The sequence below is a fragment of the Sphingomonas sp. SORGH_AS_0870 genome, assembly GCF_031453175.1.
Lineage (GTDB): Bacteria > Pseudomonadota > Alphaproteobacteria > Sphingomonadales > Sphingomonadaceae > Sphingomonas.
The window spans coordinates 2,954,438-2,970,834 of sequence record NZ_JAVIYW010000002.1 but is presented as its reverse complement, the minus strand read 5'-3'; the positions used below and the strand labels follow the sequence as shown (position 1 = coordinate 2,970,834).

At 68.5% G+C, this 16,397-nt stretch carries 13 protein-coding genes; 8 read left to right on the top strand and 5 right to left on the bottom strand.

Translation table 11 applies throughout. From position 1 onward, the window contains the following. Positions 1 to 98: 98 nt before the first annotated feature. On the top strand, positions 99 to 3,590 hold the full coding sequence (dnaE, locus tag QE363_RS13750) for a DNA polymerase III subunit alpha (protein ID WP_309696132.1): 3,492 nt from the start codon (positions 99 to 101) through the stop codon (positions 3,588 to 3,590). Between the two features lie 343 nt (positions 3,591 to 3,933). On the opposite strand, the gene QE363_RS13745 is transcribed toward dnaE, so the two are convergent. After that, positions 3,934 to 4,068: a hypothetical protein gene (locus tag QE363_RS13745; protein WP_309696130.1), complete on the bottom strand. Its 135-nt coding sequence runs from the start codon at positions 4,066 to 4,068 to the stop codon at positions 3,934 to 3,936. A 48-nt stretch (positions 4,069 to 4,116) separates the two neighbouring features. Continuing rightward, complete coding sequence (locus QE363_RS13740) at positions 4,117 to 5,184, bottom strand: PA0069 family radical SAM protein (RefSeq protein WP_309696128.1); 1,068 nt, start codon at positions 5,182 to 5,184, stop codon at positions 4,117 to 4,119. Positions 5,185 to 5,251: 67 nt separating this feature from the next. On the opposite strand from QE363_RS13740, the gene QE363_RS13735 reads away from it, so the two are divergent. Next, positions 5,252 to 5,584 (top strand): VOC family protein, encoded by a 333-nt coding sequence (locus QE363_RS13735; RefSeq protein WP_309696125.1) that lies wholly within the window; start codon positions 5,252 to 5,254, stop codon positions 5,582 to 5,584. Between the two features lie 5 nt (positions 5,585 to 5,589). Here the strand turns inward: QE363_RS13735 and moaB are convergent, their stop codons facing one another. From moaB to QE363_RS13720, 3 genes are all read right to left on the bottom strand, one after another. Beyond that, entirely contained in the window at positions 5,590 to 6,117 is a 528-nt protein-coding gene (moaB, locus tag QE363_RS13730; protein ID WP_309696123.1) for a molybdenum cofactor biosynthesis protein B, read from the bottom strand. Between the two features lie 530 nt (positions 6,118 to 6,647). Then, entirely contained in the window at positions 6,648 to 8,516 is a 1,869-nt protein-coding gene (locus tag QE363_RS13725) for a lytic transglycosylase domain-containing protein (protein ID WP_309696121.1), read from the bottom strand. Then, entirely contained in the window at positions 8,513 to 9,292 is a 780-nt protein-coding gene (locus QE363_RS13720; protein WP_309696118.1) for a uracil-DNA glycosylase, read from the bottom strand. Before QE363_RS13720 ends, QE363_RS13725 begins: the two co-directional genes overlap by 4 nt. A gap of 143 nt (positions 9,293 to 9,435) precedes the next feature. Between QE363_RS13720 and QE363_RS13715 the strand changes: the two genes are divergently transcribed. The 6 genes from QE363_RS13715 (at position 9,436) to QE363_RS13690 (ending at position 16,340) form a co-directional block, all read left to right on the top strand. Next, on the top strand, positions 9,436 to 11,091 hold the full coding sequence (locus QE363_RS13715) for an electron transfer flavoprotein-ubiquinone oxidoreductase (RefSeq protein WP_309696116.1): 1,656 nt from the start codon (positions 9,436 to 9,438) through the stop codon (positions 11,089 to 11,091). Between the two features lie 61 nt (positions 11,092 to 11,152). Further along, positions 11,153 to 12,673: a tetratricopeptide repeat protein gene (locus QE363_RS13710; protein WP_309696114.1), complete on the top strand. Its 1,521-nt coding sequence runs from the start codon at positions 11,153 to 11,155 to the stop codon at positions 12,671 to 12,673. Positions 12,674 to 12,714: 41 nt separating this feature from the next. After that, on the top strand, positions 12,715 to 13,551 hold the full coding sequence (locus QE363_RS13705) for a 4-(cytidine 5'-diphospho)-2-C-methyl-D-erythritol kinase (protein WP_309696111.1): 837 nt from the start codon (positions 12,715 to 12,717) through the stop codon (positions 13,549 to 13,551). A 93-nt stretch (positions 13,552 to 13,644) separates the two neighbouring features. Next, entirely contained in the window at positions 13,645 to 14,718 is a 1,074-nt protein-coding gene (gene recA, locus QE363_RS13700; RefSeq protein ID WP_307099453.1) for a recombinase RecA, read from the top strand. A gap of 62 nt (positions 14,719 to 14,780) precedes the next feature. Continuing rightward, a complete protein-coding gene (locus tag QE363_RS13695) occupies positions 14,781 to 15,626 on the top strand; it encodes a class I SAM-dependent methyltransferase (protein ID WP_309696106.1) in 846 nt (281 codons plus the stop codon). A gap of 87 nt (positions 15,627 to 15,713) precedes the next feature. Further along, complete coding sequence (locus QE363_RS13690) at positions 15,714 to 16,340, top strand: glutathione S-transferase (RefSeq protein ID WP_309696105.1); 627 nt, start codon at positions 15,714 to 15,716, stop codon at positions 16,338 to 16,340. Positions 16,341 to 16,397 lie beyond the last annotated feature (57 nt).

The following is a 16,397-nucleotide window of genomic DNA, read 5'->3' as shown; positions in this document are numbered from 1 at the left end:
CACGTCCTTGAGCGAGATCAGGATATTCTGTCGGCGTAACGACTCCCTTTGGCCGGGGTTCCGTACTGGTCGAATCATGTCGCTTGGCGTAAGGGTGCGTGATGCATTCCGGATATGTGCCGCTTCGCATCTTTTCCTCCTTCACGATGCTCGACGGCGCGATCGATCCCAAGGCGATTGCGGCGCAGGCCAAGGCGAACGCCTTTCCCGCCGCCGGGCTGACCGATCGCAACGGCCTCTATGCCGCGATGGCCTTTTCGGACGCCGCCAAGAAGGCCGGGGTACAGCCGGTGATCGGCACGATGCTGGGCCTGGCGCGGCCGGACATGCCCGACAATGTCGGCGCGGTGGTCGACTGGATCGCGCTCTATGCGCAGGACATGACCGGCTATGACAATCTGTGCGCGCTGGTATCGGCGGCGCATCTCGACCGGCCGATCGAACTGGCGGCGCATGTCGGCTTCGACACGCTGGAGAAGTTCAGCACCGGCCTGATCGCGCTGACCGCCGCCGGGGAGGGCGGCATCGCGCGGCTGTTCGCCGAAGGTCAGCCGGACCGCGCCAAGGCCTATGCCGACCGGCTCCAGGCGATCTTCGGCGACCGGCTCTATATCGAACTGGCGCGGCGGGACGATCCCGTCGAGATCGCGGCCGAGCAGGATCTGATCGACCTGGCCTATGACCGCGACCTGCCGCTGGTCGCGACCAATCCCTGCTGCTTTGCCGATAGCGGCTTCCGCGATGCGCATGACGCCATGCTGTGCATCGCCAATTCGACCTATGTCGAAATGGACGACCGCCCCAAGAGCAGCCCCGAGGCCTGGCTGAAGCCCGCCGAGGTGATGAAGCAGCTCTTCGCCGACCTGCCCGAAGCGATCGACAACACGCTGGTCGTCGCACAGCGCTGCGCCGTGATGGCGCCGTGGCGCAAACCGATCCTCCCCAGCCTGGCGGGCGACCGCGAGGGCGAGGCGGCGATGCTCCGCCGCGACGCCACGGCGGGTCTGGAGGCGCGGCTCGACCGTATCGCCGAGCTGGAGGGCGAGGGCGAACCCGGCTGGCGCGAGGCCTATCACGAACGGCTCAAGTTCGAGGTCGACATCATCATCCAGATGGGCTTCCCCGGATATTTCCTGATCGTCGCCGACTTCATCAAATGGGCCAAGGACCACGACATTCCCGTGGGGCCGGGCCGTGGTTCGGGCGCTGGCTCGGTGGTCGCCTGGGCGCTGACCATCACCGACCTCGATCCGCTGAAGCTGGGCCTGCTGTTCGAGCGCTTCCTGAACCCGGAACGCGTGTCGATGCCCGACTTCGACATCGACTTTTGCGAAACCCGGCGTGGCGAGGTCATCCGCTACGTCCAGGAGAAATATGGCCGCGACCAGGTCGCGCAGATCATCACCTTCGGTAAGCTGAAGGCGCGCGCGGTGCTCAAGGACACCGGCCGCGTGCTCCAGATGAGCTATGGCCAGGTCGACCGCCTCGCCAAGCTGGTCCCCAACCACCCGACCGACCCTTGGGACCTGAAGCGCGCGCTGAACGGCGTGCCGGAGTTGGCGAAGGAATATGCCAACGACAACCAGGTCCGCCGGTTGCTCGACCTGGCGACCAAGCTGGAGGGGCTGCCGCGCCACAGCTCGACCCACGCCGCTGGTGTGGTGATCGGCGACCGGCCGCTGGCGCAGCTGGTGCCGCTCTATCGCGACCCGCGCTCGGACATGCCGGTCACGCAGTTCGACATGAAGTTCGTCGAGGGCGCGGGGCTGGTCAAGTTCGACTTCCTCGGCCTCAAGACGCTGTCGGTGCTGCAAAAAGCGGTGCAACTGCTCGCCAAGCGCGGGGTCGAGGTCGATCTCGGGGCCTTGGCCTGGGACGACGAGGCGACCTACGCCCTGCTCCAGAAGGGCGACACGGTCGGCGTGTTCCAGCTGGAATCGGAAGGCATGCGGCGCACCCTGTCCGCCGTACGCCCGACCAATTTCGGCGACATCATCGCGCTCGTGTCGCTCTATCGACCGGGTCCGATGGACAATATCCCCAGCTTCGGTCGCCGCAAGCAGGGGACCGAGGAGATCGTCTACCCGCATCCCCTGCTCGAACAGATCTTGTCCGAGACCTATGGCATCTTCGTCTATCAGGAACAGGTGATGCAGGCCGCGCAGATCCTGGCGGGCTATTCGCTGGGCGGCGCGGATCTTCTCCGCCGCGCGATGGGTAAGAAGGTCAAGGCGGAGATGGACGCGCAGCGCGCCATCTTCGTCAAGGGATGCCAGGAGGTGAACGGCATCCCGTCGCAAAAGGCCAATGAACTGTTTGACTTGATCGACAAGTTCGCAGGGTACGGCTTCAACAAGAGCCACGCGGCGGCCTATGCGCTGCTCGCCTATCAGACCGCGTGGCTGAAGGCGCATCACCCGCACGAATTCTATGCCGCGTCGATGTGCTACGACATGGCGCTGACCGACAAGCTGGCGATCTTCGTCGACGATGCGCGGCGGATGGGCGTGACGATGCTGCCGCCCTGCATCAACGCCAGCCAGGCCGAGTTCGATGTCGAGCCGCATGAGGACGGCCTGGGCGTCCGCTATGCGCTGGGTGCGCTCAAATCGGTGGGCGAAGGCGCGATGGAGAAGCTGGTCGCCGAGCGTAATGCGGGCGGCCCCTTCGCCTCGCTCGATGCGCTCGCCAAGCGGGTCGACCCGCGGCTGATGAACAAGCGCCAGCTGGAGACGCTGGCGTCCGCAGGGGCGTTCGACGGGATCGAGGTCAACCGTGCGGGCGTCCACTCGGTCGCCGAAACCGTCCTCGCCATCGCCGCGCGCACCCATGAGGGGCGGACCAGCGGGCAGGGCGGGTTGTTCGGCGAGACCGAGGTGGCGGGCGACGCGATCAAGCTGCCGACCGGCACCCGCTGGAGCCTGTCGCAGCGGATGGAGCAGGAGAAGGAGGCGTTCGGCTTCTATTTCTCGGCGCATCCGGTCGACCGCCATGCCCATATCGCCAAGATGCACGGCGCGCGGACCTATACCTCGCTGACCGACCTGATCATCCCCGACGACGGCGCGCGGATCGGCACGACCATGGCGGTGCTGGTCGAGGATGCGCGCTGGCGGACCTCGGCGCGGGGCAAGCGCTATATGATGGCGCAGCTATCCGACGCGACCGGGCAGTTCCTGGCGACCTGTTTCGACGATTCGGTGGCGGGCGATCTGGAAAAGGCCGCCAAGGAGGGCGATTGCGCGCTCATCACCGTCGAACTGGATCGCCGTCCGGGCGAAGAGGCCCCGCGTGTCAGCATCAAGCGGGTCCAGCCGTTCGACGGGCTCGCCAGCACCGCGAAGTTCGTGGTCGAGGTGACGGTGGCGGACAAGGCGGCGTTCAAGGCGCTTCACGCAATGCTCGACCCGCTGCGCAACGGCCGGGGCGAAGTCCGGGCGCGGATCACGGGGCCGGACGGCGATACGCTGCTGATGCTGGGGCGCAATTTCCTGCTCGACGCCGAGCTGGCCAGCCATATCGAGGACCTGCCGGGCGTGACCGCGGTGGCGATGAAGTCGTCCGAAGCGCGGCTGGCGTTGGTAGGGTAGGGCGGATCGACATTCAGTATTTCTGCTTCTTGCCCTCTCCCCTGGACAGGGGAGAGGGTTAGCGAAGCTTGCCAGCCTGCTGGCTAGCGCAGCTTGGGTGAGGGGTTGAGCGAGCCCAAAGGCTCGCGCGCTCGCTTCGCGAGCGCCCACCCCTCACCCAGCTCCGACTAAGCCTTTGCTTTCGCAAAGACCAAGTCTGCGCAACCCTCTCCCCTCTCCCCTCTCCCCTCTGCGAGGGGCGAGGGGGGAAAGGCATCGCTGAATGTCGATCGGCCCTAGCAGTTCGGACCGTCACCCCGGCACAAGCGGGGGTGACGGTGTTCGGGCGATGACGCAATCAGCCTCAGCCGCCGACCTCGCGGCGATCCTGCTCTTCTTCGCCCGCTTCGCCATGATTGCCATAGCCGCCGCCGGAGCTGTCGGCCTCGTCCTCGTTGGGCACCTGTTCGGGCTGGGTCTGTTCGGGGTCGTGGATCATCGTCGCTCTCCTTCCCGGTCCCAACGCGCGGGCAAAGCGGGATGATCCTCAGAACAGCTCGCCCTGCGGGCCGCTCGGCGGACGGAACTGGCCGGTGTCGAGCGGCGGCCGGTCGCGATTGAGGCCGTGCAACCGACAGGCGCGGTGGAAGCGGACGCGCAGCAATTCCGCCCAGGGGCCTTGCCCGCGCATCCGGGTGAAGAAATCGGGATCATTGTCGCGTCCCCCGCGCAACGACTGGATGATCGCCATCACCTTGCCCGCGCGCTCGGGGAAATGCGTGTCCAGCCACGCGCGGAACAGGGGCGCGACCTCGTGCGGCAGCCGGACGGGGATGAAGAAGGCATGGCGCGCCCCGGCCTCGGCAGCGCGGGCGATCAGATGCTCGATCTCGTGATCGGTGATCGCGGGGATGACCGGCGCGATCGAGACATAGGTGGGGATGCCCGCCGCCGCCAGCTTCGCCACCGCCGCCAGCCGCCGCTCGGGCGTCGGCGCGCGGGGCTCGACCGTGCGCGCGACCCTGGCGTCGAGCGAGGTGATCGACACGCACACCGTCGCCAGCCCCCGGGCCGCCATCGGGGCCAGAATGTCGATGTCGCGCACGACGCGGTCCGATTTGGTCGTGATCGCCAGCGGATGGTTCGTCTCGGCCAGCACGCCCAGAATGTCGCGCGTGATCCGCCATTCGCCCTCGATCGGCTGATAGGGGTCGGTGTTGGTGCCCAGCGCGATCGGCGCGACGCGGTAGCCGGGCCTGGCCAGTTCGCCGCGCAGCAATTCGGCCGCGTTCGGCTTGGCGAACAGCCGGCTTTCGAAATCCAGTCCCGGCGACAGGTCGTGATAGGCGTGGCTGGGCCGCGCGAAGCAATAGATGCAGCCATGCTCGCAGCCGCGATAGGGATTGATCGAGCGGTCGAACGGCACGTCGGGCGAGCTGTTGCGGCTCAGGATCGTGCGCGGCCGCTCGACGGTCACGCTGGTCCGCAAGGGAGGCGGGGCGCCATCGACCTGATCCTGCATGTCGAGCCAGTCGCCGTCCGGCATGACCTGCGGCAAGGCGAAACGGGCGCTGGTCGCGTTGACCGTCGCACCGCGTGGAGTCCGCCTGGCCATATCGCGCTTGCCCATCGCCCGAAACTAGGGCAAGAAATGGAACATAGCAAGAACGAAGGGGTCGGTCATGGCGCGTCTGGACTATCTCGAACTGCCGGTCGGGGACCGGGCGGCGGCGAAGCGTTTCTATGCCGAGGCGTTCGGCTGGCGCTTCACCGATTTCGGGCCGGACTATGCCGCGACGATGAGTGGGGATACCGATGTCGGGCTGGACGCCTCACCCGAAAAGGTGAAGGCGCCGCTGCCCGTCATCCGGGTCGAGGCGCTGGAGGCGACGCTCTCGGCGATCGAGGCGGCGGGCGGGACGATCGTGGTGCCGATCTTCGCCTTTCCCGGCGGGCGGCGCTTTCATTTCCGCGATGTCGACGGGCATGAGCTCGCCGTGATGCAGGCGGACTGATCCGGTCAGCGTTCCAGCAGGCGGGGCATCAGCTCGACGAAGTTGCACGGGCGGTGGCGACTGTCGAGCTGGTCGCGCAGGATGCCGTTCCACGCGTCCTTGACCGCGCCGGTCGAGCCGGGCAGCGCGAAGATATAGGTGCCCCGCGCGACGCAGGCGCAGGCGCGCGACTGGATGGTCGAGGTGCCGATCGTCTGGAAGCTGAGCCAGCGGAACAGCTCGCCGAAGCCGGGGATCATCTTGGTCGCGACCTGCTCGACCGCCTCGGGGGTAACGTCGCGCCCCGTGACGCCGGTGCCGCCGGTGGTCAGGATGCAGTCGATGCTGGCATCGTCGATCCAGCGGTTCAGCTGGGCGACGATCTGGTCGGTATCGTCACGCAGGATGCTGCGTGCGGCGAGTTCATGCCCCGCCTCGGTCAGCAGTCCCGCCAGCGTGTCGCCCGAGCGGTCCTCGGCCAGCGAGCGGGTGTCGGAGACGGTCAGCACTGCGATGCGGACGGGCAGGAAGCTGCGGCTTGTGTCGATGGGCATGGGGGGTGAACGTCTCTGCGGGAGTTTCGGGGGCGGCTTGGCGGGCGATGGGGCGTGGCCTTCGACTTCGCTCAGGCGGAACGGAGGGGAGGGACTGGCGGGCGGAAGCGATATTCGGGTTGCGTCATGGCTGGCCTGTCGGGAAAGGGGCGGTGTGATCGACCACGCCAGCGGGGGCGGATCGCCATTCAGGATTATGTCTTTTCCCCTCTCCCCTGGATAGGGGAGAGGGTTAGCGAAGCTTGCCAGCCTGCTGGCTAGCGCAGCTTGGGTGAGGGGTCGAGCGAGCCCAAAGGCTCGCGCGCTCGCTTCGCGAGCGCTCACCCCTCACCCAGCTCCGACTAAGCCTTTGCTCTCGCAAAGACCAAGTCTGCGCAACCCTCTCCCCTCTGCGAGGGGCGAGGGACGGAAAGGCATCGCTGAATGTCGACCGGCCCTCACCGGGTAGAAATGGCGATGGACCTCGCACCTTCCGTTCAGCCTGAGCGAAGTCGAAGGCCAAGCGAAACCCTCGGCCCCGACACCCCCGCTCAATTCGCCTGGGGCAGCGCGGTGCTCGACTGCGGGTTCACCGCCGCGTTCAGCGCGATGGTGGTCCGGCGGGGCAGGCTCGCCTGCGCGGTGTTGGGCCGTTGGAGCCGTACCGCGCTGGCCCCCGGAAGGCCGGGGAAGCGCGGCCACATCCCCTGGGCCAGCGCGGCGCGGCTGGGCGACTTGGCCTTGCCGGTCTGGCCTTCGTACATCCAGTAATTGCGCAGCACCGTGGTCACGTAACCGCGCGTCTCCCAATAAGGGATGCTCTCGATATAGAGCAGCGGGTCGCCATTGTCGCGGACCAGGCTGTTCCATTCGCCGACCGGCTTGGGCCCGGCATTATAGGCCGCGATCACCTTGGGCAGCAGGCCGCCGGTCACGCCGGTCATGTCGCGCAACCGCTCCAGATGCCGCTGGCCGATATCCATGTTGGTCGACGGCTTGGTCAGCGCCGAGCGGTCGATCGACACGCCGCGTTCGCGCGCGAAGTCGGTGGCGGCGGCGGGCATGATCTGCATCAGGCCATAGGCGCCCGCCGGGCTGACCACCTTGTTGCGAAAGCCACTTTCCTGAAGCGTGTGCGCATAGACCAGCGCCTTTTCGACCCGCCAGCCGCTATCGGGCGTCCAGCTCGGCGTCGGATAGCGCGCCTCGGCGGTGGCGGTGACACCCGCCGGGCAGTTGTGCGCCAGCCATACGGTCGTGGCGGGAAGGTCGAGCGATTCGGCCAGGCGGACGAGGTTGCGGAACTCCTGCGGCTGGCCGATCCGCGCCTGCTGGCGGATGACCTGATCGGCCAGATCGGTCTCGCCGATCTCGACCAGCGCGGCGGCGACGAGGATGTTGGGGCGACGGTCGAGCGCGACCCAGTCGGTCGCGACCAGCTGTCCGCGCGGCTCGCGGTCGCCGCGCATGCCCAGCGCCTGGCGCGCGAGCTGGCCATAGAAGCTTTCGCGGAACTGCGAGGCGGAGCGCAGCCGCCCCTCGACCTTGTCGGGACGGCCGCAGACCATGTCGGCGCGCGCGGCCCAATAGAGCGCGGCAGCGCGCAGGTCGACATCGGTGGCGCGCGCCGCCGTGCCCTCGAACGCGGTCTCGGCGGCCTGGCAGTCATTCTGCCGCCACGCCGAAAGCGCGGTGGTCCAGCGGCCCTGCACCGCCCATTCGCCGGTCCCGTCGGCCGCCTTGGCCGCCATGGTCCGGGCATTGGCGTCGTCGCCCATCAGGAAATAGATCCAGGCGACACGCTGCTGCCACTCGGTCAGCGCCTCGGGCGACAGGCCCTGGGTCGCGTCCAGCAGGGCCTGGGCCGAGGGGCCGTCATCGGCCTTGATGAAGGGCTGCATCCGCACCGCCAGCTCGGCGGCGATCTGGTCGCTCCGCACGCTCTTGGCGCGGACGCGGCGGGGCGCGCCATCCTGCCAGATCAGACTGTGCGCCTCGGGCAGCGGGGGAAGGTCCTTCGCGCCGCGCGACCGGGCGAGCCGGGCGAGCTGTTCGGCCTGGGGCAGTTCGGGCGCTTCATTGAGGAGCGCGACCAGCCGCTCGGCATCGACCCTGGGCGATCCCTTGGCGGTATACAGCTCGGCGCGGGCGATGGCGTGGAGGGGCCCCGGCTTCAGCGAGTCGAGCTCCAGCTGCGCATCGGTCCAGCGGCTCTCGCGGATCGCGGTGAAGATGCGCGCATAGCCCGCCTTCTGATCGGCATCGAGCAGCGCGGGGATGGCGGGCGGGGCCTTTGGCGAGGCGGTGGTGCGGGCATCCGCCGAGGGTTCTCCCGGCGCAGCGGCGAAGGCGGTGCCGGTTCCGGCCGCCAGCAAAGCCCCGATGGTCGCCGTCCGTGCGATCGCCTGGCCCAGCTTCATGCGCGCATGTCCCCCATGATCCTTTGCAAATCCTTCCAGCTTTCCGCCTTTGCCATCGGCTTTTCGATCAGAAAGCGCGGATGGAAACTGGCGACCGCCTGGCTTTTGCCGCTTTTATGGTCAACGGCATGCGAATGTCCGCGCGCGCTGGTGAGTTCGGTCCCGAGCACGGCACGGCTCGCCGCATTGCCCAGCAGGAGCAGCGAACGCGGCCGGACCAGCCCGATATGATGCAGCGAAATCTCGGCCAGCCGCGCCTCCAGTCCCGCCGGAGTCCGGCCCGCCAGCGGCCGCCGCGCGCAGACCGAGGCGAGGTGGACCGTCTCGCGCGACTGTCCGATGGCGGCGAGCATCCGGTCGAACAACCGACCGGCTGCGCCCGACAATATCTGTCCCGCTTCGCCGTCGTCGCGGTCGGGACAATCGACCAGCACCATCAGCGGCGCCTCGGCGGGGCCGGTGGCGGTCAGCGAGATGCCGTCCCACGCCGCCTCCGGCGCGGCGTCGGACAGGCGCCAGGCCAGGAAGGCGTCCAGCGTATCGGGCAGCAGTGCGGCCGGGGCGGCGGCGGGCAGGGCGGGGACCAGCCCCGGTGCGGGTAGCGGGGCGGGGGCGGGCGCGGCGAAGCCGATCGGCCGCACGGGCTCGGCGGCCATCCAGTCGCGGGGTTCGTCCTCGACCAGCAGGTCGACGCCCGCGTCATGCCACCAGTCGAGCACGCTGGCCGCCTGTGCGCTGTCGAACGGTGCGCTGTCGAACGTCGGAAAAGCCCCCATATGGGATTAGCCCATGCTGCAAGGTTGACGTGCGCGTCAATCTGTCGGATCGGCTGTCAGGACAAGTTGTTTCCCGTCCGCGCCCGGACGAGCCCGATCCACGGGACGCTACGGCAGCGGTGCGGACCAGATGCGAGGATGCCATGAGCGAACGCGAATCGATGCCCTATGACGTGGTGATCGTCGGCGCCGGGCCAGCGGGCCTGTCGGCCGCGATCCGCCTGAAGCAGCTGGCGGCCGAAACCGGCGGCGAGCTGTCGGTCTGCGTGCTGGAAAAAGGCTCGGAGGTCGGTGCGCACATCCTGTCGGGCGCGGTGATCGATCCGATCGCGCTCGACGAGCTGCTGCCCGACTGGCGCGACGATGGTTGTCCGCTCGCCGAGGTGCCGGTGACCGAGAATCATCACTGGATCCTGACCGCGGGCAAGCACCGCAACGTGCCGCACGCGCTGGTCCCGCCCTTCATGCACAACAAGGGCACCTATACGGGCAGCCTCGGCAATCTGTGCCGCTGGCTGGCGGGCAAGGCCGAGGAACTGGGCGTCGAAATCTTCCCCGGTTTCGCCGCCGCCGAGATCCTGTTCCACGAGGATGGCCGGGTGAAGGGCGTGGCGACCGGCGACATGGGCGTGGCGCGTGACGGCACCCACAAGCCCGATTACCAGCCGGGCCTGGAGCTTCACGCCAAATACACCTTTTTCGCCGAGGGCGTGCGCGGGCATCTGTCCAAGGAGATCATCCGCCAGTTCGACCTGGCGCGCGACAGCGATCCGCAAATCTATGGTCTGGGCATCAAGGAATTGTGGGACATCGATCCCGCCAAGCATGTGCCGGGCCGCGTGATCCATACCCAGGGCTGGCCGCTGGGCGACGACGCCAATGGCGGCGGCTTCATCTACCACCAGGCGGGGGGACAGGTCGCGATCGGCTTCGTGACGTGGCTGAACTATTCCAACCCGTACATCTCCCCGTTCCAGGAGATGCAGAAGTGGAAGACCCATCCCGTCATCGCCGAGCTGCTGAAGGGTGGCAAGCGCGTCTCTTACGGCGCGCGCGCGATCAATGACGGCGGGCTTCAGGCGATTCCCAAGCTGACTTTCCCCGGCGGTGTGCTGGTCGGTTGTTCGGCGGGCTTCCTCAACGTGCCGCGGATCAAGGGCACGCACGGCGCGATGAAGTCGGCGATGCTGGCCGCCGAGGCGGCGTTCGCGGCGGTGCAGGCGGGGCGCGAGGGCGACGAGCTGACCGACTATCCCGAGGCGTTCCGCGCCTCCTGGCTCTACAAGGAGCTGGCGGGCGTCCGCAATGTCGTGCCACTCGTCAAGAAATATGGCGACTTCGTCGGCAGCGGGCTTGCCAACGTCACCATGTGGTCGGAGCATTTCGGGCTGAAGATGCCCTTCACCATGAAGCACAAGCCCGATCACGAGACGCTGTGGCGCAAGGATCAGGTGAAGAAGCCCGATTATCCCAAGCCCGACGGCGTGCTGACCTTCGATCGCCTCTCCTCTGTGTTCCTGTCGAACACCAACCATGAGGAGGATCAGCCGGTCCATCTGACGCTCAAGGATGCGAGCGTGCCGATCGCGCACAACCTGCCGCTGTTCGACGAGCCCGCGCAACGCTACTGCCCGGCGGGTGTTTATGAGGTGGTGGGCGTGGACGAGGGCGATCCGAAATTCGTGATCAACGCCCAGAACTGCGTCCACTGCAAGACGTGCGACATCAAGGACCCGACCCAGAATATCAACTGGGTCGTACCCGAAGGCGGCGGAGGACCCAATTATCCCAATATGTAAGCGTCGGCTCGTCTCCCTCCTATCGGCGACGGTCCTGGCCTCCGCCGCCTGGACGGCGCCCGTGGCGGCGGCGGTTCGTGCCACGCCCGAGCCGCTGTCCGCCTATCTCGCCGCCCGCGTCGCGGCGGCCGAGGGGCGCGCGGCCGAGGCGGCGGGCGATTATGCGACCGCGCTGGCGGGGTGGCCCGACGATCCGGCGGTGGCGGTGCGCGCCTATCGCGAGGCGATGATCAGCGGCGACGAGGCGCTGGCGCTGCGCGCCGCGCGCGTCATGCAGGCCGAGAAGGTCGCGCCGATCGACGTGACGCTGCTCGACTTGGCGATCGCGGCGCGCAAGGGCGACCGGGCGGGCTATGACGCGGCGATCGCCGGGATTGCCGGTGGGCCGCTCAAGATTCTGTCGCCCGTGCTGAAGGCCTGGGCGGCCTGGGATCGCCGACAGCCGGTCGAACCCGCGCTCGACAGCGCGGGCAAGGAGCCGGTCGCGCGGCGGCTGGCCGAGGAGCATCGGCTGCTGCTGGCGCTGGCGGCGAGGAAGATGGACGATTCCTCGGTCCGGCTGCTGCTGGAGGCGATGCGCCCGCCCGCCGATACCCGGATCGCCGCCGCCGCGCTGATGGCGGGCCATGGCGACGAGGCCGATGCGCGCCGCCTGATGACCGATCCGCTGGTCGATGCCGGTCGCAAGGCGCTGGGCGTCAAGCCGGACCTGGGCTTCGGCGTGTCGCAACTGTTCGTCCGCGTCGGCGCCGAGTTGGCGAGCGACGGCCCGCGCCCACTGGTCATCGCGCTTGCGCGCACCGCGCTGATCGCCGATCCGGGGAATGATCGGGCACGGCTGTTGCTGGCCGAGGCGTTGTCGAAGGACGAGGCGTGGGACGCCGCCATTGCCGCGCTGGCGGGGGTGGACCCGCGCCGCGCCTTCGCCCACCGCGCGGCGGTGGTGCGGGTCGGGCTGCTCGGGGCGGCCGGGCGGATGGGCGAGGCGCTGATGCTGGCGCGCGGGCTGGCGACCGCGAAGAATGCGACGGTCGACGACTGGCAGGTCTATGCCGACCAGCTGATCGCCGCCGGGCAACCCGCCGAGGCGGTGCCCTGGTATGAGCAGGTGACCCGCGCCGATCCGCCGCTGCCCTGGGCGGCCTGGCTGCAATATGGCGGCGCGCTGGATCAGGCGGGGCGGCGCGAGGAGGCGGATGCGGCGCTCGCCCGCGCGGTGGCGCTGGCGCCGGACGAGCCGCTGGCGCTCAACTATCTGGGCTATGCGCGGGTCGAGCGGGGGCAGGATGTCGCGGGCTCGCTGGCCATGCTGGAGCGGGCGAGCAAGCTGGCGCCCGACAATGGCTCGATCACCGATTCGCTGGGCTGGGCCTATTTCCGGGCGGGGCAGCCCGGGCGTGCACTGCCGCTGATCGAGCGTGCCGCCATGGCCGAGCCCGCCAATAGCGAGATCAACGATCATCTCGGCGACATCTATTGGTCGCTGGGGCGGCATTATGAGGCGCGCTATGCCTGGCGCGCGGCGGCGCTGACCGCCGACGAGAGCGAACGGGCGCGGATCACGCCCAAGCTGTCGCGCTGATCGCTCTTGCTGGCGGGCGCGGGGCGTCGCATGGGGCGGGGATGACCGCCATTGTCGAGACCGCGCCCGCCAAGATCAACCTGGCCCTTCACGTCCGGGCGCGCCGGGCGGACGGCTATCACGAGCTGGAGACGCTGTTCGCCTTTTGCCGCGACGGCGACGTCGTGACGGTCGCACCCGCCGCCGCGACTGGCCTGACCCTGACCGGGCCGTTCGCCGACCGTCTGGCGGGCGAGGCGCAGCAGGACAATCTGGTCATGCGCGCCGCGCAGGGCTTTGGCGTGCGGTTCGGCGTTGCGGCGGATCATGCGATCACGCTCGACAAGCATCTGCCGGTCGCCTCGGGCATTGGTGGCGGGTCGGCGGATGCGGCGGCGACGCTGCGCGCGCTGGCGCGGCTGCATGGCGTGGCGCCCGACCATCCCGAATTGTTCGCGCTGGCGGGCGAGCTGGGCGCGGACGTGCCCGCCTGTCTGCTCGGCCGGACCGCATGGGGCCGGGGCAAGGGGGATGCGCTGCAACCGCTGCCGCCGCTGGGCGAGGTGCCGGTGCTGCTGGTCAATCCGGGCGTCGGCGTGTCGACGGCGGCGGTGTTCGGCCGCTGGGACGGCACGGATCGCGGCGGACTGGGGGAGGGCGAGGTGATGGCGGTCGCGGCGGCGGGGCGGAACGATCTGGAACCCCCGGCGCGCGCGCTGGCCCCGGCGATCGACGCGGTGCTGGCCTTTCTGGCCCAGGCGCCCGGCGCCAGGCTGTCGCGCATGTCGGGATCGGGGGCGACCTGTTTTGCGATCTTCGACACCGTCGCGGACCGGGATGCGGCGGCGACCCAGGCGCGCAACCAGGGCTGGTGGGCGCTGCCGACTTTTTTGACCTGATATTTGTTCCCATCTTGTTCCTATGGAACAAAGTGCATACATTGCAGATGCGTTGAATGGACCACGCGCTTGGTCTAGCGAAGGAAGCATCTGATGGCCGCCAATCTGAAAGTGATCGAAACAGGCATGGCAACCGCAAACGCAGACCGTCAAAAGGCGCTCGACGCCGCGCTCGCTCAGATCGACCGGGCGTTCGGCAAGGGCTCGGCGATGAAGCTGGGGCAGAAGGAGACGATGCAGGTCGAGGCGATCTCGACCGGCTCGTTGGGGCTCGACATCGCGCTGGGCGTGGGCGGCTTGCCGCGCGGTCGCGTGATCGAGGTCTATGGCCCCGAATCGTCGGGCAAGACCACGCTGGCGCTGCACGTCATCGCCGAGGCGCAGAAGATGGGCGGCACCGCTGCCTTCGTCGACGCCGAACACGCGCTCGACCCCGTCTATGCCAAGAAGCTGGGCGTCAATATCGACGAACTGATCGTGTCGCAGCCGGATACCGGCGAGCAGGCGCTGGAGATCACCGACACGCTGGTCCGATCGAACGCGATCGACGTGCTGGTAGTCGACTCGGTCGCCGCCCTCGTCCCACGCGCCGAGATCGAGGGCGAGATGGGCGACAGCCATGTCGGCCTCCAGGCCCGCCTGATGTCGCAGTCGCTGCGCAAGCTGACCGGATCGATCAGCCGTTCGCGCTGCATGGTGATCTTCATCAACCAGCTGCGCATGAAGATCGGCGTGATGTACGGCAACCCGGAGACGACAACGGGCGGCAACGCGCTGAAATTCTATGCCTCGGTCCGGCTCGACATCCGTCGCACCGGTCAGATCAAGGACCGTGAGGACATTACCGGCAACGCGACCCGCGTGAAGGTGGTGAAGAACAAGGTCGCCCCGCCGTTCAAGCAGGTCGAATTCGACATCATGTATGGCGAAGGCATCTCGAAGATCGGCGAGATCCTCGATCTGGGCGTCAAGGCCGGGCTGGTCGAGAAGTCGGGCAGCTGGTTCTCCTACGACTCGGTCCGTATCGGGCAGGGGCGTGAGAACGCCAAGAATTACCTGCGCGAGAATCCCGACATGGCCGACCGCCTGGAACGCGCGATCCGCCAGCGGACCGAGCAGGTGGCCGAGGACATGATGACCGGCCCCGACGCGGACGACGATCTGTAAGAGGGACCAGCGGCCCGCCGGAGACGGCGGGTCGTTTTGCTTTGGGGGATGATAGGGGGGCGATGACCAGCGGACTGGATTGGAGCGGCCGGGTCGGCGATGTCTGGGCCGAGCAATGGCGTCGCACCGAACGCAGCTTCACCCATCTGACGGCGCATCTCGACGCCGCCATCGCCGCCGTCGCGCCCCGGCGGGGGCGGGCGCTGGACATAGGCTGCGGCGTCGGGTCGACCGGCCTGGCGCTCCGGTCGGCGCGTCCCGAACTGGACGTCGTCGGGGTCGACCTGTCGCCGGAAATGCTGGCCCTGGCAGGGACGCGGGCGGTGGACGTGGAAGGCCGGGGCGGGGCGCTCCGTTTCGTCTGCGGCGACGCGGTGTCGGTCGCGGCGTCCGAGGGGCCCTTCGACCTTTTCGTCTCGCGTCACGGCGTGATGTTCTTTCCCGACCCCGTCGCGGCGTTCACGGGCTTGCGGGCGGCCGCGTCGCCGGGGGCGGCGATGGTCTTTTCCTGCTTCGACGAGCGGGCGCGCAACGGATTTGCGACGCTGGCGGACGAAGCGGTCGGCCATTCGCCCGCGCCCGCCGCCGGTTACGAACCGGGCCCCTTCGCCTTTGCCGATTCGCATCGGGTGGGGGCATGGCTGGAACAGGCCGGATGGGCGCTGGAGGCCGCCGCGCGGGTCGATTTCGAATATGTCGTCGGGCAGGGTGCGGCGCCGGTCGAGGATGCGGTGGATTTCCTGTCCCGCATCGGCCCGGCGGCGCGGGCGATGGCGACCGCCGCCCCGGACGAGCGGGAACGGATCGCGGCGGCGCTGCACGAGGGGCTGTCCCATCACCGGACCGGCGACCAGGTGGCCCTGCCGGCCTCCGCCTGGATCTGGCGGGTAAGGGCGGGAGCGGCCTGAGCCACCGGTCCATGGCCGCATTCCGGCGGCCTTTGGGCCTTGCGGTCGGTCTGGCGCGTTACCCCGCCCGCATCATGGGGAACAGGCATGACGATCATCGTCCATCATCTCGAAAATTCGCGGTCGCAACGCATCCTGTGGATGCTGGAGGAACTCGACCTGCCCTATGCGGTGAAACGCTATCGGCGCGACCGCACGACGATGCTGGCTCCGCGCGAGCTGCGCGCGGTCCATCCGCTCGGCAAATCGCCGGTGATCGAGGATGACGGCATGGTGATCGCCGAGACGGGGGCGATCATCGAATATCTGGTCGGCAAGGCCGATGGCCGCCTGGGCCCGCCTGCGCACCGCGACGCGGTGCAACGCTGGCGCTTCTGGCTGCATTATGCCGAGGGCTCGCTGATGCCGCCCCTGTTCGTCCTGCTCGTGCTCAGCCGCATTCCCGTGCTGGGCAAGGCGGCGATCAAGCGGTTCATGCCGATGATCGACCGGCATCTCGACTATGTCGAAAGCGAACTCACCCATTCGCCCTGGTTCGCGGGCGACCAGTTCACCGCCGCGGACATCATCATGAGCTTCCCGCTAGAGGCGGCGCGGTCGCGGGCGGGGCTGAACGAAAGCCGCCCCGCGACGATCGCTTGGCTGGAACGCATCCACGCCCGCCCCGCCTATCAGGTCGCGCTCGCCAAGGGCGGCCCCTATGCCTATGCCTGATAGGGACGATCCCGCTCGGCCATAGGGGGCAGGACCGCCCCCCGGATGGCGGGCGGG